The following is an 18,434-nucleotide window of genomic DNA, read 5'->3' on the forward strand; positions in this document are numbered from 1 at the left end:
TCTGCACACACGCACATCGAAAGGCTAGGGATCCTGTGAGCCAGGCGAAGCCCTATCGCGTATCCCATCTCGATGCCCTGGAGGCCGAGAGCATCTTCGTGATGCGCGAGGTCATGGCCGAGTTCGAGCGGCCCGTGCTGCTCTTCTCCGGTGGCAAGGACTCGATCGTGATGCTGCGGCTGGCCGAGAAGGCCTTCGCCCCGGCGCGCATCCCGTTCCCGGTCATGCACGTCGACACCGGTCACAACTTCCCCGAGGTGCTGGAGTATCGCGACGCCCGGGTCACCGAGCTGGGCCTCAATCTGGTGGTCGCCAGCGTGCAGGAGGCGATCGACTCCGGCCTGGTCCGCGAACTGCCCGACGGCACCCGCAACCGCATCCAGACGCCGGTGCTGCTCGCCGCGGTGGAGAAGTACCGCTTCGACGCCCTCTTCGGCGGCGCCCGCCGCGACGAGGAGAAGGCCCGCGCCAAGGAGCGCATGTTCAGCTTCCGCGACGAATTCGGCCAGTGGGATCCGAAGAACCAGCGTCCCGAGCTCTGGTCGCTCTACAACGGGCGCCACCACCCCGGCGAGTCCATCCGCGTCTTCCCGCTCTCCAACTGGACCGAGCTGGACGTGTGGCACTACATCGCCAAGGAGGACATCGCGCTGCCGAGCATCTACTACGCCCACGACCGGGAGGTCGTCGAGCGCGACGGGATGTTCTACGCGGTCAACGAGTTCATCGTCCCGCGCGACGGCGAGACGGTCGAGACCCGCCGGGTGCGCTACCGCACGGTCGGCGACGCGTCGCAGACCGCCGCCGTGCTCTCCGACGCCGACACCGTCGAGAAGGTCATCGACGAGGTGGCGGCGACCCGGATCACCGAGCGGGGCGCCACCCGGGGCGACGACAAGGTCAGCGAGGCCGCGATGGAAGACCGCAAGCGGGAAGGCTACTTCTGATGAGTCAGGCAGTTCTGGACACCGAGGCGGCCGCCGCCCGCAACATGGATCTGCTGCGGTTCGCCACCGCGGGCAGCGTCGACGACGGGAAGTCGACGCTGATCGGCCGCCTGCTCTACGACACCAAGTCACTCTTCTCCGACCAGCTCGAGGCGGTCGAGGCGGTCAGCGCCGCGCGCGGCGACGAGTACACCAACCTCGCGTTGCTCACCGACGGCCTGCGGGCCGAGCGGGAGCAGGGCATCACCATCGACGTGGCGTACCGCTACTTCGCCACGCCGCGGCGCAAGTTCATCATCGCGGACACTCCGGGGCACATTCAGTACACCCGCAACATGGTCACCGGGGCCTCGACCGCCGACCTGGCGCTGATCCTGGTCGACGCCCGCAAGGGCCTGGTCGAGCAGTCCCGGCGGCACGCGTTCCTGACCTCACTGCTGCGAGTCCCGCACCTCGTCCTCTGCGTCAACAAGATGGACCTCGTCGGCTGGGACAAGGAGGTCTACGATCGGATCGCCGACGAATTCACCTCGTTCGCCGCGAAGCTGGACATCACCGACCTCACGATCATCCCGATCTCCGCGCTGGAGGGCGACAACATCGCCTCCCGCTCGGAAAAGAGCCCCTGGTACGAGGGCCCGTCGCTGCTGCACCACCTGGAGCACGTGCACATCGCGTCCGACCGCAACCTGGTCGACGTCCGCTTCCCGGTGCAGTACGTGATCCGGCCGCAGTCCACCACCGTGACCGACTACCGCGGCTATGCGGGCCAGGTCGCCTCCGGCGTGCTCAAGCCCGGCGACGACGTGATGGTGCTGCCGTCCGGCATGACCAGCAAGATCGCGGCGATCGACACCGCCGACGGCCCGGTCGACGAGGCCTTCCCGCCGATGTCGGTGACGGTCCGGCTCGCCGACGAGATCGACATCTCCCGGGGCGACATGCTCTGCCGGCCGCACAACGCCCCGGCGGTCGCCCAGGACATCGAGGCGATGGTCTGCTGGATGGACGAGACGGCGCCGCTGCGGGTGGGCGGGAAGTACACGATCAAACACACCACGCGGACGGCCCGGACGGTCGTCCGCGGGCTGCAGTACAAGCTCGACGTGAACACCCTGCACCGCGATGAGGGCGCACCGCAGCTCGGGCTGAACGAGATCGGCCGGGTGCGCCTGCGCACGACGCTGCCGCTGCTCGCGGACGAGTACCGCCGCAACCGCACCACCGGCGGCTTCATCCTGATCGACGAGACGACCAACCGGACGGTCGGCGCAGGCATGATCATCGAGGCGGCCTGAGCCTGCCGAGACTCGACCCAGCCCGTCCGGCCCAGGCCGGGCGGGCTGGGTCGCATCAGGCGTCCGCGCCGGCGGCTGGCCCCCGTCAGCGGTCCGGGCCGGGTGGGCTGGTCCGGGTTAGCGGTCGTCGTCGCTGGTCGTCGCGTCCTCGATCGCCGCGCTGACCGCGCCGGTGATGTCGCCCGCGGGCACCGCGATGCTCTCGCCCTCGACCTTCTCGACCGGCTCGGGCCGGCGCTCGGGATCGGGCGCGGTGGCGGCGCCGGAGAAGCCGTGCTCGTTCGGCCGGTGCTCTTGCGATTCGACTGTCATGCCCTGCGCATACCCGCCCCGCCCCGCGGATATGCCGGTCAGAGGCGGCGGGCGCCGGGGCCCGGCGTGGCGGACCAGGCGGTGGGCGGGGCGAAGGAGCGGGTGCGGTAGGCCCGTTCGATCGCGGCCGTGGTGGCGCCGGCCGCGTCCGCGTCGATCAGGGCCAGGACACAGCCGCCGAAGCCGCCGCCGGTCATCCGGGCGCCGTACGCCCCCGCGGCGAGCGCCGCCTCGACCGCCACGTCCACCCGGTCCACGGTGATCTCGAAGTCGTCGCGCATCGAGGCGTGCGACGCGGTCAGGAGCGGGCCGATCTCGCGGATGCGCCCCGCGCGCAGCAGACCCACCGTGTCGAGCACCCGCTGGTTCTCGGTGACGATGTGGCGGACCCGGCGGCGCATGACCCCGTCGTCGAGCCGGGCGAGCGCGCGAGCGAGGTCGCCGGTCGGCACGTCGCGCAGGGCCGGCACGCCGAGGATCCCGGCCGCCGCCTCGCAGGATGCCCGGCGGGCGCCGTACTCGCCGTCGACATGCCGGTGCGGGGTGTTGCTGTCGACGACCAGCACGGCCAGCCCCTCGGCCGCCAGGTCGAACGGGATCTGCTCGACCTCCAGCGACCGGCAGTCCAGGAACAGCGCCCGGCCGGCCTCGCAGCGCAGGGAGGCCGACTGGTCCATGATCCCGGTCGGCGCGCCCACGTAGCCGTTCTCGGCGCGCTGGGCGAGCGCGGGCCGCCGCGGGACCGGCAGGTCGAGCCCGCCCAGGTCGGCGAGCGCGGTCAGCACCGCGGACTCCAGCGCCGCCGAGGAGGAGACGCCGGCACCGACGGGCACGTCCGAGGCGAGCGCGATCCGGGCGGGCGGCACCGCGTGGCCGGCCTCGCGCAGCGCCCAGACCACGCCGGCCACGTACGCCGCCCATCCCTCGACCGTGCCGGGCGCCGGCTCGGCGAAGGTCACGGCCTCCGGGGCGAGGTCCGAGCAGACCGTCCAGCCCGGGCCGTCACCGGGCGCCGCGGCCACCACCACCTGCTGGGGCAGGGCGAAGGGCAGCACGTAACCGGCGTTGTAGTCGGTGTGCTCGCCGATCAGGTTGACCCGCCCGGGTGCGGCCCAGAGCCCGGCCGGGTCGGCGCCGAATGTGGTGCGGAAGGCCGCCGTTGCCGAGGACGCGACATCCATGGCGATGATCAGATCACGCGACGTGGGCGCGGTAGAACTGCCAGGCGTCGCCGATCATGTCCTGCAGCGTGGCCTTCTCCGGGATCCAGCCGAGCTCGTCGCGGGCCCGCTCCGAGGAGGCCACCAGGGTGGCGGGGTCGCCGTCGCGCCGCGGGGCCACCTCGAAGTCGAGCGCGGCGCCGGTGACCTCGCGCGCCACCTCGACGACCTGGCGGTTGGAGAACCCGTTCCCGTTGCCCAGGTTGTAGATCTTGTGTTCGCCGCCGGTGGCCGCCTCCAGGGCGAGCAGATGGGCGCGGGCGAGGTCGGCCACGTGGATGTAGTCGCGGACGCAGGTGCCGTCCACCGTCGGGTAGTCGTCGCCGAAGAGCTGCAGCTTGTCCCGCTTGCCGGCGGCGGCCTGCAACGCGATGGGGATGAGGTGGGTCTCCGGGTCGTGCCGTTCGCCGATGGCGGTGCCGTCCTCGCGGATCAGGGCGCCGGCCACGTTGAAGTAGCGCAGCGACACGGCGGCCAGCCCGTGCGCGAAGGCTTCCGAGGTGAGCGCGAAGTCGAAGGTCAGCTTGGTGGCGCCGTACGTGTTGGTGGGCGCCTTGGTCGCGGACTCGGTGATGGGCAGCTCGGTGGGGTTGCCGTAGACGGCGGCGGTGGAGGAGAAGACGAGGCGGGGGACCCGGGCGGCGCGGACGGCGTCGAGCAGCGCTAGCGAGCGGGTGACATTGTGGTCCCAGTAGAGCTCGGGCTTGACCATCGACTCACCGGCGGCGATCAGGCCGGCGAAGTGCAGTACGGCGTCGAAGCCCGAGCCCGGGGTGAGCACCGAGGCGGCATCGGCGATGTCGGCCTGGACGAAGGTGGCGTCGGGTGCGACCGCTTCCCGGAAGCCGGTGCTGAGGTTGTCGAGTACGACCACCTCGTGACCGGCGTCGAGCAGCAGGCGGCTGGTGACGCTGCCGACGTAGCCGGCGCCTCCGGTGACGAGAAGTTTCACCACACGACCTTTCGTAGCGGTTAGGTCTTGGCGTCCAGAGTCGCTCAATAACGATCATAAGTCAACACGTTCGAACACCGGGACGGACGGTGGCGGGCGTTTGACGGGAAGCCCGGCGAGACTGACACAATGGCGCTCATGTCCGACGCCGACCGCCGCCCCCGGGTGCTTTCCGGCATCCAGCCGACCGCCGACTCGTTCCATCTCGGCAATTATCTCGGAGCGGTCCGCAACTGGGTGGCCATGCAGGAAACGGCGGATGCCTTCTACTGCGTGGTCGACCTGCACGCCATCACCATGGGGCACGACCCGGTGGCCTTGCGGAACAGGACCCGGCTCTCGGTCGCGCAGTTGCTCGCCCTCGGCCTCGATCCCGAGCGCTGCACGCTCTTCGTGCAGTCGCACGTCCCCGAGCACGCCCAGCTCGGCTGGGTGCTGAGCTGCATCACCGGCTTCGGCGAGGCCGGGCGTATGGTGCAGTTCAAGGACAAGTCGGCCAAGCAGGGCTCCGACACCACCAGCGTCGGCCTGTTCACCTACCCGATCCTGCAGGCCGCCGACATCCTGCTCTACCAGGCCGACGCGGTGCCGGTCGGCGAGGACCAGCGGCAGCACCTCGAGCTGACCCGCGACCTGGCGCAGCGGTTCAACACCCGCTTCGGGCGGACGTTCACCGTGCCGTCGGCGTACATCGTCCGGGACACGGCCAAGATCACCGACCTGCAGGACCCGACCTCCAAGATGTCGAAGTCGGCCTCGTCGCCGAACGGCATCATCGAGCTGCTCGAGGATCCCGCGCGCTCGGCCAAGAAGATCAAGTCCGCGGTCACCGACACCGGCCGGGAGATCCTCTACGACGAGGAGAACAAGCCCGGCATCAGCAACCTGCTGACCATCTACGCCGCGCTCACCGGCCGGACCATAGACGAGTTGCTCGAGCAGTACGACGGGCGCGGCTACGGCGACCTCAAGAAGGACCTCGCCGAGATCGTGGTCGAGTTCGTCAAGCCGGTCCAGGAGCGCACCCGTGCCTACCTGGAGGACCCGGTCCACCTCGACAAGGTGCTCGCGGTCGGCGCGGACAAGGCGCGGGCCGTCGCGGCGGCGACGCTCGGCTCGGCGTACCAGAACATCGGCTTCCTCAGCCCGTCCCGCGGAGCCTGACGCCGGTGGCGCAGACGGAGACACCCACCACGCGCATCGGCGTCGCGATCGACATCCCCGAGCCCTGGGGAGAGCTGCTGACCCGCCGTCGCGCCGAGGCGGGCGACCCGCAGGCGGCGTACACGCCCGCGCACGTCACCCTGCTCGGGCCGACGGAGGTCTCCACCGCGTCGCTGCCGGCGATCGAGAAGCATCTCGAGGAGGTCGCCTCGGCGCAGGAGCCCTTCACCGTCCACCTGCGGGGCACCGGGACCTTCCGCCCGATCACCGAGGTGGTGTTCGTTACGCTGGCGGCCGGCATCAGCGAGTGTGAGCTGCTCGCCGCCGCGATCGCCGACGCCGAGGGCGTGGAGCGCGACTCGCGTTTTCCGTACCACCCGCACGTGACCGTCGCCCAGGACGTCTCCGCCGCCGCGCTCGACGCCGTCTTCGACGACCTGGCCGAGTTCGAGGCCCGGTTCGACGTGCCCGCCTTCACGCTCTTCTCGCACGATCTCTCCGCTCCCGGCGACCGCCCCTGGCAACGTCGCCGCGACTATCCGCTCGGCACCCCGTAAATCCCCGCTCCGTTGGGTACGGTCACCGGCGTGAACGCCATCGACCGGGCGTACGCGGTGGTCGAGGCGCGGATCATGGCCTGGCGGCACCGCTCCCGCTACTTCGACCATCTGTGCCGGGCCGGGCTGCGCTACGACGAGGTCAACGGTGGACGTCTGGCCGCGGCGATCGCCTACTACGGCTTCTTCGCGGTCTTCGCGCTCGCCCTGATCGGCTACTCGGCCTTCGGTTTCTTGATCAACTCCAATGTGGCGCTGTTCGGGATCGTCCAGGATTTCCTGGCGGCGAACCTGCCGTTCCTGGACGTGCAGGCGATCCTCGACAGCGGCAAGACGGTCGGCATCGTCGGCATCGTCGGCCTGATCTTCACCGGCATCGGCTGGGTCGAGGCGATCCGGTCGTCGCAGCGGCTGATCTGGCGGCTCAACGAGCAACCCGGCTACGTCGGCGTACGGCAGGCGGTCGACCTGCTGGTGCTGGTCGGCATCCTGCTGCTGCTCATCGTCTCGGTCGGCGCCGTCTACGGGCTGGAGGCGCTGCTCGAATGGCTCGCCGACGGGCGGGTCGGCGTCCTGCTCTCCGTGGTCAGCGTGGTGCTCACCATCGCGGTCAACATGCTGCTCGCGGCCGCCCTGCTGGCCGCCATCCCGCGGTTGCGGATGACCGCGCGGCGCATGGCCCCGCCGGTGCTCCAGGTCGGGATCGGGATCTACCTGCTCAACACCGTGGGCAAGTCGTTCGTCGGACTGATCCAGCACAACCCCGCGTACGGTCTGGTCGCCAGCGCAGTCGGCCTGCTGGTCTACCTCTACGTCTTCAACCAGTTGCTGCTGTTCGGCGCGGCATGGGCGGCGACCAGCCCGCACGGCCGCGTCGTGGATCTCTCGGCCGACGACAAAACCGCTCCGGTGGGGCAAAATACCTGGATTCGGCACCGTCGCCCGGAATGATGATCGGTGTGGGCACACTCGTGACGCTGCACCTGCCGCCGGGCTCACCGGTGGCCGACCTGCCGTGGATCATCACCATCGGGCCGCTGGACGACGACGAGGGGTGGGAGCCGCTGGTCTGCGGACCGTACGAGCGGCCCCACGCTCTCGCCCTGGCCCAGGCCGTCGTCGCGGACGAGGATCTGATGGCGGTGGTCGAGCCGCTGCTGCCCCTGGCGGACAGCGAGGCGATCCGCGCCGAGGTCGAGCTCGCCAAGAGCGGGGGTGAGCCCGGAGCCGACGAGTTGTCCGCCGAGACCTTCGACCGCGACGAGCCGCGTCGCACCACGCCGGGCCGCCCGCCCACGAAGGCCGAGGTGCGCGCCGGCTTCGCCCGGATCGCCGCCAAGCTGACGGCGGCCGGCTAGCCCCTGGAGCCGCCCCCGGCATACTGGTCCCGTGCTGCTCTCCCGCAAGTGGTCCGCGTTCCTGATCGCGGTCGGCGTCTGGACCTGGCTGATCTGGCCGCGCTTCGGCGTCGCCATCGCCAAGGACGACCGGTCCTTCGCCGCCGGGGCGCCGACATCCTTTCTCTGGGTGCACGCGCTGTTGATCACCGCATCCCTCGCCGTCGGCACGACGGTCGGCGTTCTGGGCGTGCGCGGCTGGCGGGCGGCGGGAGCGCGCACATCGATTTCCGAGGATTCCTCGGCGCTCCGGGCTGATACGCCGGAAAATTGACTGCTTGCGACGAGCGTGCCGAAGTTTCCTGCAGTTTGGTGCCGGAACGCCGATTCGGTCGGACCCGCGGTTGCGGCCAGGTAACGGTGAGCCAACAGTCCGGGCCGATTTCCTGACGAGGACTTTACCTGCGGTTACGCTCCCGACCTGAGATGCACCGCGCAGTGTCGGTGCGCTGTGGAAGGAGGGCGTCTTGCGCCCAGTAAGTGGGAAGCGAATCGTTGCGATTCTTGCGGCGGGTGGGCTGACGCTCGCCGCCGCTGCCTGTGGCGACGCCCCGAAGTCGACCCCGAGTGGTTCCGGCGCGAGCGCCGCCGCGGGATACAAGGCGTGCATGGTCACCGACACCGGTGGCATCGACGACCGGTCCTTCAACGCCTCGGCGTGGGCCGGCCTGCAGGCCGCCAAGCAGGCGCAGGGCAACGTCGACCCGAAGTACGCGCCGTCCTCGGCCGAGGCCGACTACGAGCCCAACCTGCGCGGCTACGTCACGCAGAAGTGCAACTTCATCCTCTCGGTCGGCGGCCTCATGGGCGACGTCACCAAGAAGGTCGCGGCGGAGAACGCCACCCAGCAGTTCGGCATCGTGGACAGCGCCGTCGAGGGCGCGACCAACGTCTACCCGATGCAGTTCGCCACCGAGCAGGCCGCGTTCCTCGCCGGCTACCTCGCCGCGGGCTACTCGAAGTCCGGCAAGGTCGCCACCTACGGCGGTCTGAAGATCCCGCCGGTCACCGTCTTCATGGACGGCTTCGCCGACGGCGTGGCGCACTACAACAAGACCAAGAGCAAGAACGTGGCCGTGCTGGGCTGGGACAAGGCCAAGCAGAACGGCACCTTCGCCGAGAACTTCGGTGACCAGACCAAGGGCAAGACGATCACCAACACGTTCGTCTCGCAGGGCGCCGACGTGATCATGCCGGTCGCCGGCGGCACCGGCCTGGGCAGCGCCGACGTCGCCAAGGCGTCCGGCGGCAAGCTCTCGGTCATCTGGGTCGACCAGGACGGCTGCAAGAGCGCCGAGCAGTACTGCGACGTCTTCCTGACCACCGTCGTCAAGAACATCGCCGGCGCCGTGGAGCAGGCCGTGGTCGACGGCGCGCAGGGCAAGCCCCTCACCGCCACCCCGGGCTACCTGGGCACGCTGCAGAACGACGGTGTCTCGCTGGCGCCGTACAACCAGTTCGACAGCAAGGTCGACGCGGGCCTCAAGTCCGAGGTCGACAAGCTCAAGGCGGACATCATCGCGGGCACCATCAAGGTCGAGTCGGCCAACGCGCCCAAGAAGTGACACGTAAGTTGATCTAGCAAACCGGCCGCCGCGCGGTCGCGGGGAGCGATCCCCGTGGCCTGCGCGGCGGCTCTGCTCGGGCCGTCACCACGTCCCTCACGTCGTGCGGCCGGCCCCTCGTCTGCAGGAGATTCCGCTGAGACTCGAGCTGCGCGGCATCACCAAGCGCTTCGGCGACCTGGTGGCCAACGACCACATCGACCTGACCGTCGAGCCCGGCGAGGTTCACGCTTTGCTCGGCGAGAACGGCGCCGGCAAGTCCACCCTCATGAACCAGCTCTACGGCCTGCTGCAGCCGGACGAGGGCGAGATCCTCGTCGACGGTGAGGCGCGGACCTTTCGCAGCCCCCGCGACGCCATCGCCGCCGGCATCGGCATGGTCCACCAGCACTTCATGCTGGTACCCGTCTTCACCGTGGCCGAGAACATCGCGCTCGGCGCCGAGAAGACCCGGGCCGGCTTCCTGGACCGGCGCCGGGCCCGGCGCGAGGTCCTCGAGGTCTCCGAGAAGTACGGCCTGCCGGTCGACCCCGACGCGCTGGTCGAGCACCTGCCGGTCGGCGCGCAGCAGCGCGTGGAGATCGTCAAGGCCCTCACCCGCGACGTCGACGTGCTCATCCTCGACGAGCCGACCGCCGTGCTCACCCCGCAGGAGACCGACGAGCTGCTTGCGGTCATGCGGGGGCTCTGCGAGGCCGGCAAGTCCATCGTCTTCATCACCCACAAGCTCAAAGAGGTCAAGGCCATCGCCGACCGGATCACCGTGATCCGGCGTGGACGGACCGTGGGCACCGCCAGCCCGGACGCCGCCGAGGACGAGCTGGCCGCGATCATGGTCGGGCGCGCGGTGAGCCTCGAGGTGAACAAGGCTCCCGCCGAACCCGGCCGCGAGGTCCTGCACATCTCCGGCCTGATCGTCGACGACGACCGCGGCGTGCGCGCCGTCGACGCCGTCGACCTGACCGTGCGCGCGGGCGAGGTGCTCGGCATCGCGGGCGTGCAGGGCAACGGGCAGACGGAGCTCGTCGAGGCGGTGATGGGCCTGCGCCGCCCGCGCGCCGGGTCGATCACGGTCGACAACGAAGAGCTCACCGGCATGACGACCAAGGAGATCCTGCGCTCGGGCGTCGGGTACGTTCCCGAGGACCGCAGCCTGGACGGCGTGGTCAAGGAGTTCTCCGTCGCCGAGAACCTGGTGCTCGACCAGTACGACCGGGCGCCGTACGGCAACGCTTTCCAGCTCAACCCGGCCGCGGTCGCGGAGTCGGCGCGCGAGCGGGTGGAGCAGTTCGACATCCGCACGATGTCGCCGGAGACTCCCGTGGGCACGCTGTCGGGCGGCAACCAGCAGAAGGTGGTGGTGGCCCGCGAGCTGTCCCGGCCGCTGCGGCTGTTCATCGCCGCCCAGCCGACCCGGGGCGTGGACGTCGGCTCCATCGAGTTCATCCACAGCCGCATCGTGCACGAGCGCGACGTGGGCACGGCCGTGATCGTGGTGTCGAGCGAGCTGGACGAGGTCGTCGGGCTCGCCGACCGGGTGGCGGTGATGTACCGCGGCCGGATCCTGGCGATCGTCTCGCCGGACACGCCGCGCGAGGAGCTGGGCCTGCTGATGGCCGGCATCACCGGCGCCAGGAACGAGCCGGCGACCGACGGTGACGAGGCCGTAGAGAAGGGGACGAAGTGACAACCGACGGACCGGTCGGCGCGCAGAAAGACGCCGACGAGACGGCCGCGGAGACCGCCACGGGCGCTCCCGTCACGGAGGCGACTCCTGCCGAGCCGCAGAAGAAGCCGGAAGACTCCTTCCTGAGCCACTTCATGCACAACCTGTGGGCGGCCAACACCGTGACGGTGACGCTGCTCTCGGTCATCCTGGCGATGATCATCGGCGCGATCATGATCGTCATCTCGGATCCCGCGGTGCTCAGCACATTCTCCTACTTCACCGCGCGTCCCGCCGACGCGCTGAACGCGAGCTGGACGCTGGTCAGCACCGCGTACGCCGACCTGTTCAAGGGCGCGATCGTCGACCCGGCCGCCGTCACCGCCTGGATCGACGGCTCCGGCACGTGGCGACCGGTCTTCGCCCCGATCTCCGAGACCCTCACGTACGCCGCGCCGCTGGTCTTCACCGGCCTCTCCGTGGCGCTGGCGTTCCGCGGCGGCCTGTTCAACATCGGCGGCCAGGGTCAGGCGATCATCGGCACGATCACCGCGGCGATGGCGGGCTTCTTCCTGCCCCTGCCGCCCGTGATCCACCTCTTCGCGGCGCTGCTGGCCGGCATCCTCGGCGGCGCGCTCTGGGGCTTCGTGCCGGGCATCCTCAAGGCCCGCACCGGGGCCCACGAGGTCATCGTGACGATCATGCTGAACTACACGGCCAACCTCTTCCTGGGCTGGCTCATCCTGCAGAAGGGCATTCAGCAGCCCGGCCGCAGCGACGCGATCAGCAAGGCCGTCGACAGCTCGGCGCAGCTTCCGTCGTTCGGCGCGGAGCTGCGGGCCAACCTCGGCATCATCCTCGCCGTGCTGGCCACGGCCGGGGTCGCCTGGCTGCTCAACCGCTCCGCCTTCGGCTTCGAGCTGCGGGCGGTCGGCCACAACCCGGCCGCCGCCAAGACCGCGGGCATGAGCGTCGCCAAGACGTACACCCTGCTCATGGTCACCGCCGGCGCCCTCGCCGGCCTCGGCGGCGCGACCCAGGTGCTGGGCACCGCGCACGCCCTGACCCCGCAGGTGGCCGGCAACATCGGCTTCGACGGCCTGCTCGTGGCCCTGCTCGGGCGCAACCGTCCCTGGGGCACGCTCGTCGCGGCGATCCTGTTCGGCGCCCTGCGCGCCGGTGGGAACCGCATGCAGTCGTTCACCGGCATCTCCGTAGAGCTGGTGACCGTGGTCCAGGCCCTGATCGTCATCTTCATCGCCGCACCGGCGCTGGTGAAGGCGATCTTCCACCTCCGCGCCGCCCGCACCGCCCGGCTTGGCGCCTCCATGGCGAAGGGCTGGTGACCGGCATGTCGACGGCGACAGTGGAAGAGACGGCGACGGCGGCGGCGCCCGCACGGTTCTGGGACCGGCAGCGGCGCCTCGGCGTGGGCGTGGTGTTCATCGGCCTCGTGGCGACGGTGGTGTTCGGCGCCCTCGCGGCCTCGGAGACCGCCCGGTTCACGCTCAGCGAGGACGCCGAGGGCGCCGCGCTGTCCATCAACGGTCAGTTCGGGGCGATCCTCTTCGGCATCGTCTCGCTGGCGGCGGGCGCCGTGCTCCTGGCCGGCCTGCTCCGCAAGTACCAGACGGGTGTGCTCAGCCTCGGCATCCTGACCTTCGTCCTGTCCTTCCTGTGCTGGCAGGTGGCGGGCAAGTTCATGCCGCTCGTGGACACCGCCAGCGGCACCCTGGAGCTGGCCGTGCCGCTGATCCTCGGCGCCCTGGCCGGCGTCCTGGGTGAGCGTTCCGGCGTGGTCAACGTGGCGATCGAGGGCCAGTTCCTCATGGGTGCGTTCGGCGCCGCCCTGGTCGGCACGATGGCCACCAGCGTCTGGGCCGGCGTGCTCAGCGCGGCCCTCGGCGGCGTGCTGATCGCGGCGATCCTGGCCGTGCTGGCCATCCGGTACCTCGTCGACCAGGTCGTCGTCGGCATCGTGCTCAACCTGTTGGCGCTCGGCCTGACCGGGTTCCTCTACGAGCGGCTGATGCAGCCCGACGCCCAGTCGTACAACCAGCCGCCGAAGATGCCCGAGTGGAGCATCCCGGTCCTGGCCGACATCCCCGTGGTGGGGCCGGTGCTGTTCCAGACCAACGGGCTGGTCTTCCTCGCCCTGATCCTGGTCTTCGTGGTGCACTTCGGGCTCTCGCGGACGCGCTGGGGTCTGCGGACCCGGGCGGTCGGCGAGCACCCGACGGCGGCGGACACCGTCGGCATCCGGGTGCGCGGCCTGCGCTACCTGAACGTGCTCATCGGCGGCCTGATCGCGGGTGCGGGCGGGGCGTACTTCACCCTGGCGGCGACCGGCAGCTTCAACAAGAACATGACGGCGGGCGCGGGCTTCATCGCGCTGGCCGCCCTGATCTTCGGCCGCTGGACGCCGTTCGGGGCGCTGGGCGCGGCGCTGTTCTTCGGCTTCGCGCAGAAGCTGGCCACGTACCTGAGTGCGGTGGGCAGCCCGGTGCCGAGCCAGTTCCTCAACATGCTGCCGTACCTGGCGACGATCGTGGCGGTAGCGGGCCTGGTGGGCCGCGTGCGCGCCCCGGCGGCCGACGGACAGCCGTACATCAAGAGTTGATCCGCAGGGTGCGGGCCGGTCCTTGAAGGGGAGCCGGTCCGCACCGTAACGGGGTGGGGCAGAATCGGCGGCATGGAGATCGACTGGGGATCGCTGCGGGCCGCGGCCATCGAGGCGATGCGGCACGCGTACGCGCCCTACTCCGACTTTCCCGTCGGGGTGGCCGCACTGGTGGACGACGGCCGTGTGGTCGTCGGGTGCAACGTGGAGAACGCGTCGTACGGCGTCACCCTCTGCGCCGAGTGCGGGCTGGTCAGCTCGCTGCACGCCACGGGTGGAGGCCGGCTGGTCGCGGTCTCGTGCGTCGACGCCAACGGGCAGCCGCTCATGCCGTGCGGACGCTGCCGCCAGCTCCTCTACGAGCACGGCGGCCCGGCGTGCCTGGTCGAGGCGCTGCCCCGGCCGTTGCGGATGGCGGAGCTGCTGCCGAACGCGTTCGGTCCCGACGACATCGACAAGGTCACCGGGGCGTCGGCCGTGCCGGACGTGCCGGCCCAGCTCGCCCGGTGGCGCGGCCGCGGCACGGTCTTCGTGCACCCGGACCTCTCCGGCGGCACACAGGTCTGGACCGGATACTGGGAGCGCTCCGGCGGCAGCCCCGAGGAGAGCGACGCCGACAAGGGCATCCTCGAGGAGGGGCCCATCTTCCCCCACGTCGCCGCGGCGGTGACCTGGGGTCGCACCCGTACGTCCCGGGTGGTCGTGGTGGACGCGGAAGGCGGGCTCTCATGGGCCGGCGAAGGTGAACCGCCGGAAGGCATCGGCGCTAGGTGGGAGCAACAACAATGACGGAATTCGCGGCTGTGGATGTCATCCGGGCGAAGCGGGACGGGCACACGCTGTCCGACGCGCAGATCGACTGGGTCGTCGACGCGTATACGAAGGGTGTCGTCGCCGACGAGCAGATGTCCGCCCTCGCCATGGCGATCCTGCTGCGCGGCATGGCGCCGGGCGAGATCGCGCGCTGGACCGCCGCGATGATCGCCAGCGGTGAGCGGCTCGACCTGTCCGCGGTGTCCCGCCCGACCGTCGACAAGCACTCCACCGGCGGCGTCGGCGACAAGATCACGCTGCCGTTGACCCCGCTGGTGGCCGCCTGTGGCGCCGCCGTGCCGCAGCTCTCCGGCCGGGGCCTCGGCCACACCGGAGGCACCCTCGACAAGCTCGAGTCGGTGGCGGGCTGGCGTGCCCGGCTCAGCAACGACGAGTTCGTCCGGCAGCTTCAGGACGTGGGCGCGGTCATCTGCGCGGCGGGCGAGGGCCTGGCCCCGGCCGACCGCAAGCTGTACGCCCTGCGCGACGTCACCGGGACCGTCGAGGCGATCCCGCTGATCGCCAGCTCGATCATGAGCAAGAAGATCGCCGAGGGCACCGGCGCGCTGGTCCTGGACGTGAAGGTCGGCACCGGCGCGTTCATGAAGGACCTCGACATGGCGCGCGAGCTGGCGCGGACCATGGTGGAGCTGGGCGGGGCGCACGGCGTGAAGACGGTCGCGCTGCTGACCGACATGAACACGCCCCTCGGCCTCACCATCGGCAACGCCATCGAGGTCGAGGAGTCGGTGGAGGTCCTGGCCGGCGGCGGACCGGCCGACGTGGTCGAGCTGACCCTCGCCCTGGCGCGGGAGATGCTCGCCGCGGCGGGCATCGACGCCGACCCGGCCGAGGCGCTGCGCTCCGGGGCCGCCATGGACTCGTGGAAGGCGATGATCCGCGCCCAGGACGGCGACCCGGACGCGCCGCTTCCGGTCGCCCGCGAGACCGAGTTCCTGCGCGCGACCGAGGACGGCGTGGTGGCGTCGGTGGACGCGCTCGGCGTCGGCCTGGCGGCCTGGCGGCTGGGTGCCGGCCGGGCCCGCAAGGAGGATCCGGTGAGCGCCGGCGCCGGCGTCGTGCTCAAGGTGCGCCCCGGCGACCGGGTCAGCGCCGGCGACGTGCTGCTGGAGCTGCGTACCGACGAACCCGGCCGGATCCCCGCCGCGCAGGCCGACGCGGCCGGTGCGATCCGCATCGCGCAGGACGCGCCCGAGCCTGGGCGGCTGCTCCTCGACCGCATAGCCTGAGCGGTCATGAAGGCGGCCCCCGACCCCCGAGCGGTACGCGACGCCAGCCTGGACGAGCTCGAACGGCTCGGCCTGCCGCTGCCGCCGCCGACGTTCCCGCTGGTCTGGGAGCCGGGCGACGGCGTGGAGCTGCGGCCGACGGCGGAGCTGGAGGCCCGGGCCGCGGTGCTGCACGTGGTCGTGGGCCGGTGCTTCGGCATGCCCGCCGAGACCGCGATGAGCTGGCTGCTCGCCTCGAAGCTCGTGGATTTCGTCACCCCGCCGGAGTGGCAGTTCGTCGCCGGTGACCGGGGCGACCACCGGTCGTTCGTGCTGCACCACGACGCGGTGTTCGCCCTGGCGTGGCTGCTCGGACTGAGCCGCCACCTCGACCCGACGGCCCCGCCGGAGGACAGGTTCATGCGGCAGATGCCGGACCTGCCCGGCGGGGAGCTGTTCAACGAATGGCGGTCGCGGTCGTTGGTGGCGCCGCGGGACGCGGTCGAGGCGGCGGTCCTGCTCGACCTCTACTACTGCCTCGACTGGGCGTTCCAGGAGGCCGAGCGCAACGGCGTGCGCCCGCCCGGCGAGGTCGACAGCAACGCCGTCGGGCAGCGGCGGTGGGCCCTGGAGTGGGCGGTGCTCTTCTCGGGCCCATATCACGACCGCCCGCCGGAATGGGAAGAGGTCGACCTCTCGGTCTAGACCGGGCGGTACGCGACCACGTCCACGGCCACGGTGACCTCGTGCGTCCCGGTGACCTCGAGCGGGACATGGCGCGCGCTCGGCGTCATACCGATCAACGTACGGGTCTCCGCCGCGGTCAGGCGCAGCGTACGGCGGTGGGTCGTGGTGTCCTCGGGCGTGAAGCCCTCTCCGAGTGCCCCGGCGACCCGCTCCGCCTTGGCCGGGTCGACCTTGATCAGCCCGAACGCGGCGATGAGCTCGGCGAGATGGTCCCGGGCCGGGGTGACCACCAGCAGCCTTCCGCCGGGCCGCAGGACGCGGCGGAACTCCGGGCCGTTGCGGGGCGCGAAGACGTTCAGCACCGTGCTCGCCGAGGCGTCCGCGAGCGGCAGCGGGCACCACAGGTCGGCGAGGGCCGCCGCGGCCCGCGAGTGCGCCCGGGCGGCGCGGCGCAGGGCCGGTTTGGAGACGTCGATCCCCAGGCCCTGTGCCGCCGGGTGGGCCTCGAGGACGCCGGCCAGGTAGCGGCCGGTGCCCGTACCGGCGTCGACCACCAGGCCGTCCGGGAGCGCCGCCGCGGCCAGCGCCTCGGCGATGAAGTCGTAGTGGCCCTCGGCCAGGAAGGCCTCCCGGTCCGCGATCATGTCGGCCGAGTCGCCCGAGTGGGGCGATCGGCCCGCCGTCAGGTTCACGTACCCCTGCCGGGCGATGTCGAAAGAGTGCCCGAGCGGGCAGCTCAGCGCCCGTTCGCCGGGTCGCGCGAGTGTTCCGCCACACACTGGGCACCGCAGGTATGGCAATGCGCCGTCGATCATCTGCCGCGCCCCTCTAACATCTGCTGATGACTGCCATCTCCTACGACGACATAGTCAAGGCTCCCAAGGCTCTCCTGCACGACCACCTCGACGGCGGGTTGCGACCCGCGACGATCGTGGAGCTGGCGGACGCCGTCGGGCACGAACTGCCCGAGACCGATCCGGCACGGCTGGGGGAGTGGTTCGTCGCCGCCGCCGACTCCGGGTCGCTGGAACGCTACCTGGAGACCTTCGCGCACACGGTCGCGGTGATGCAGACCCAGGAGGGCCTGCACCGGGTCGCCAAGGAATGCGCCCTGGACCTCGCCGCCGACGGCGTCGTCTACGCCGAGATCCGGTACGCGCCGGAGCAGCACCTCGAGTCCGGCCTGACCCTCGACCAGGTGGTCGACGCGGTGCACGCGGGCTTCCAGGACGGCACCGCCGAGGCGGCGGCCCAGGGCCGGCGGATCCGGGTCGGCACCCTGCTGACCGCGATGCGGCACGCGGCCCGCTCGCAGGAGATCGCCGAGCTGGCCGTGCGCTACCGGGACCAGGGCGTGGTCGGCTTCGACATCGCCGGCGCCGAGGCCGGCTTCCCTCCCACCCGGCATCTGGACGCCTTCGAGTACCTGCAGCGGGAGAACTTCCACTTCACCATCCACGCGGGCGAGGCCTTCGGTCTGCCCTCGATCTGGCAGGCCATCCAGTGGTGCGGGGCGGATCGGCTGGGGCACGGGGTCCGGATCGTGGACGACATCACCGCCGGAAACCTGGGCCGGCTGGCGTCGTACGTGCGCGACAAGCGCATCCCGCTGGAGCTCTGCCCGTCCTCCAACGTGCAGACCGGCGCGGCCGCCTCGATCGCCGAGCACCCGATCGGGCTGCTGAAGGACCTGCGGTTCCGGGTCACGGTCAACACCGACAACCGGCTCATGAGCGGCACCTCGATGTCGAAGGAGATGGCGCTGCTGTGCGAGGCGTTCGGTTGGGGCTGGGGTGAACTGCAGTGGCTCACGATCAACGCGATGAAATCGGCCTTCATCCCCTACGACGAGCGACTGGCCATCATCAACGACGAGATCAAGCCGGCGTACGCGAAGTTGCTGGCATGAAGTCCGCTTTTAACCGGCATGAGGGACACGAGCGTACTTTCGTCGTATGAAACTGGCGATTCGGTCAGGTGGCTCAGCCGTTCGGACAGATGGCGTCT

Annotated in this window: 19 protein-coding genes; 15 read left to right on the forward strand and 4 right to left on the reverse strand. The window is 70.8% G+C overall.

Annotated features, from left to right (window positions below):
- Positions 1-35 precede the first annotated feature (35 nt).
- Together cysD and cysN are read left to right on the forward strand one after the other, a co-directional pair.
- A complete protein-coding gene (gene cysD / locus EDD30_RS23570) occupies positions 36-947 on the forward strand; it encodes a sulfate adenylyltransferase subunit CysD (RefSeq protein ID WP_071803195.1) in 912 nt (303 codons plus the stop codon).
- Positions 947-2,245, forward strand: coding sequence for a sulfate adenylyltransferase subunit CysN (gene cysN, locus EDD30_RS23575; protein WP_071803196.1), 1,299 nt, complete (start codon positions 947-949; stop codon positions 2,243-2,245). The genes cysD and cysN overlap by 1 nt, the downstream gene beginning before the upstream one ends.
- Before the next feature lie 117 nt (positions 2,246-2,362).
- On the opposite strand, the gene EDD30_RS23580 is transcribed toward cysN, so the two are convergent.
- The 3 genes from EDD30_RS23580 to galE are packed head-to-tail and all read right to left on the reverse strand — an operon-like array spanning position 2,363 to position 4,729.
- Positions 2,363-2,557, reverse strand: a complete 195-nt coding sequence (locus EDD30_RS23580) for a hypothetical protein (protein WP_071803197.1) — start codon at positions 2,555-2,557, stop codon at positions 2,363-2,365.
- A gap of 38 nt (positions 2,558-2,595) precedes the next feature.
- On the reverse strand, positions 2,596-3,738 hold the full coding sequence (galK, locus tag EDD30_RS23585) for a galactokinase (protein WP_071803198.1): 1,143 nt from the start codon (positions 3,736-3,738) through the stop codon (positions 2,596-2,598).
- 13 nt (positions 3,739-3,751) lie between these two features.
- Positions 3,752-4,729 (reverse strand): UDP-glucose 4-epimerase GalE, encoded by a 978-nt coding sequence (galE, locus tag EDD30_RS23590; protein ID WP_071803219.1) that lies wholly within the window; start codon positions 4,727-4,729, stop codon positions 3,752-3,754.
- A gap of 138 nt (positions 4,730-4,867) precedes the next feature.
- Here galE and trpS point away from each other — a divergent pair, with 138 nt between their 5' ends.
- The 12 genes from trpS to EDD30_RS23650 all read left to right on the forward strand — a co-directional run bounded on the left by trpS (position 4,868) and on the right by EDD30_RS23650 (position 16,445).
- Positions 4,868-5,893: a tryptophan--tRNA ligase gene (gene trpS / locus EDD30_RS23595; protein ID WP_071803220.1), complete on the forward strand. Its 1,026-nt coding sequence runs from the start codon at positions 4,868-4,870 to the stop codon at positions 5,891-5,893.
- 5 nt (positions 5,894-5,898) lie between these two features.
- The gene (locus EDD30_RS23600; protein WP_244945377.1) at positions 5,899-6,450 is read left to right on the forward strand and encodes a 2'-5' RNA ligase family protein; all 552 of its coding nucleotides are present in this window, start codon (positions 5,899-5,901) and stop codon (positions 6,448-6,450) included.
- Between the two features lie 30 nt (positions 6,451-6,480).
- Entirely contained in the window at positions 6,481-7,401 is a 921-nt protein-coding gene (locus EDD30_RS23605; protein WP_071803221.1) for a YihY/virulence factor BrkB family protein, read from the forward strand.
- A gap of 8 nt (positions 7,402-7,409) precedes the next feature.
- Positions 7,410-7,808, forward strand: a complete 399-nt coding sequence (locus EDD30_RS23610) for a hypothetical protein (RefSeq protein ID WP_071803222.1) — start codon at positions 7,410-7,412, stop codon at positions 7,806-7,808.
- A gap of 31 nt (positions 7,809-7,839) precedes the next feature.
- A complete protein-coding gene (locus EDD30_RS23615) occupies positions 7,840-8,121 on the forward strand; it encodes an SCO4848 family membrane protein (RefSeq protein WP_071803200.1) in 282 nt (93 codons plus the stop codon).
- A gap of 193 nt (positions 8,122-8,314) precedes the next feature.
- Positions 8,315-9,412: a BMP family lipoprotein gene (locus EDD30_RS23620; RefSeq protein WP_071803201.1), complete on the forward strand. Its 1,098-nt coding sequence runs from the start codon at positions 8,315-8,317 to the stop codon at positions 9,410-9,412.
- A gap of 103 nt (positions 9,413-9,515) precedes the next feature.
- Entirely contained in the window at positions 9,516-11,099 is a 1,584-nt protein-coding gene (locus EDD30_RS23625) for an ABC transporter ATP-binding protein (RefSeq protein WP_280526167.1), read from the forward strand.
- Between the two features lie 134 nt (positions 11,100-11,233).
- Complete coding sequence (locus EDD30_RS23630; protein WP_123678857.1) at positions 11,234-12,424, forward strand: ABC transporter permease; 1,191 nt, start codon at positions 11,234-11,236, stop codon at positions 12,422-12,424.
- A gap of 5 nt (positions 12,425-12,429) precedes the next feature.
- Complete coding sequence (locus EDD30_RS23635) at positions 12,430-13,698, forward strand: ABC transporter permease (RefSeq protein WP_071803223.1); 1,269 nt, start codon at positions 12,430-12,432, stop codon at positions 13,696-13,698.
- Between the two features lie 72 nt (positions 13,699-13,770).
- On the forward strand, positions 13,771-14,487 hold the full coding sequence (locus EDD30_RS23640; RefSeq protein ID WP_071803203.1) for a cytidine deaminase: 717 nt from the start codon (positions 13,771-13,773) through the stop codon (positions 14,485-14,487).
- Positions 14,484-15,761 (forward strand): thymidine phosphorylase, encoded by a 1,278-nt coding sequence (locus EDD30_RS23645; RefSeq protein WP_071803204.1) that lies wholly within the window; start codon positions 14,484-14,486, stop codon positions 15,759-15,761. The genes EDD30_RS23640 and EDD30_RS23645 overlap by 4 nt, the downstream gene beginning before the upstream one ends.
- A 6-nt stretch (positions 15,762-15,767) precedes the next feature.
- Positions 15,768-16,445, forward strand: a complete 678-nt coding sequence (locus EDD30_RS23650) for a DUF4272 domain-containing protein (RefSeq protein ID WP_071803205.1) — start codon at positions 15,768-15,770, stop codon at positions 16,443-16,445.
- On the opposite strand, the gene EDD30_RS23655 is transcribed toward EDD30_RS23650, so the two are convergent.
- Entirely contained in the window at positions 16,442-17,242 is an 801-nt protein-coding gene (locus EDD30_RS23655; protein ID WP_071803206.1) for a putative RNA methyltransferase, read from the reverse strand. The genes EDD30_RS23650 and EDD30_RS23655 overlap by 4 nt on opposite strands.
- Positions 17,243-17,268: 26 nt before the next feature.
- On the opposite strand from EDD30_RS23655, the gene EDD30_RS23660 reads away from it, so the two are divergent.
- The gene (locus tag EDD30_RS23660; RefSeq protein WP_071803207.1) at positions 17,269-18,336 is read left to right on the forward strand and encodes an adenosine deaminase; all 1,068 of its coding nucleotides are present in this window, start codon (positions 17,269-17,271) and stop codon (positions 18,334-18,336) included.
- The last annotated feature ends 98 nt before the right edge of the window (positions 18,337-18,434 follow it).

This window comes from Couchioplanes caeruleus, from assembly GCF_003751945.1.
Lineage (GTDB): Bacteria > Actinomycetota > Actinomycetes > Mycobacteriales > Micromonosporaceae > Actinoplanes > Actinoplanes caeruleus.

What these genes read in the sequence shown, in the direction of transcription:
- EDD30_RS23660 (WP_071803207.1), top strand. Translation starts at nt 17,269, where the DNA reads ATGACTGCCATCTCCTACGACGACATAGTCAAGGCTCCCAAGGCTCTC.
- EDD30_RS23580 (WP_071803197.1), bottom strand. Translation starts at nt 2,557, where the DNA reads ATGACAGTCGAATCGCAAGAGCACCGGCCGAACGAGCACGGCTTCTCC.
- EDD30_RS23635 (WP_071803223.1), top strand. Translation starts at nt 12,430, where the DNA reads ATGTCGACGGCGACAGTGGAAGAGACGGCGACGGCGGCGGCGCCCGCA.
- EDD30_RS23655 (WP_071803206.1), bottom strand. Translation starts at nt 17,242, where the DNA reads ATGATCGACGGCGCATTGCCATACCTGCGGTGCCCAGTGTGTGGCGGA.
- EDD30_RS23640 (WP_071803203.1), top strand. Translation starts at nt 13,771, where the DNA reads ATGGAGATCGACTGGGGATCGCTGCGGGCCGCGGCCATCGAGGCGATG.
- EDD30_RS23650 (WP_071803205.1), top strand. Translation starts at nt 15,768, where the DNA reads ATGAAGGCGGCCCCCGACCCCCGAGCGGTACGCGACGCCAGCCTGGAC.
- galK (WP_071803198.1), bottom strand. Translation starts at nt 3,738, where the DNA reads ATGGATGTCGCGTCCTCGGCAACGGCGGCCTTCCGCACCACATTCGGC.
- EDD30_RS23630 (WP_123678857.1), top strand. Translation starts at nt 11,234, where the DNA reads ATGCACAACCTGTGGGCGGCCAACACCGTGACGGTGACGCTGCTCTCG.
- EDD30_RS23645 (WP_071803204.1), top strand. Translation starts at nt 14,484, where the DNA reads ATGACGGAATTCGCGGCTGTGGATGTCATCCGGGCGAAGCGGGACGGG.
- trpS (WP_071803220.1), top strand. Translation starts at nt 4,868, where the DNA reads ATGTCCGACGCCGACCGCCGCCCCCGGGTGCTTTCCGGCATCCAGCCG.
- cysN (WP_071803196.1), top strand. Translation starts at nt 947, where the DNA reads ATGAGTCAGGCAGTTCTGGACACCGAGGCGGCCGCCGCCCGCAACATG.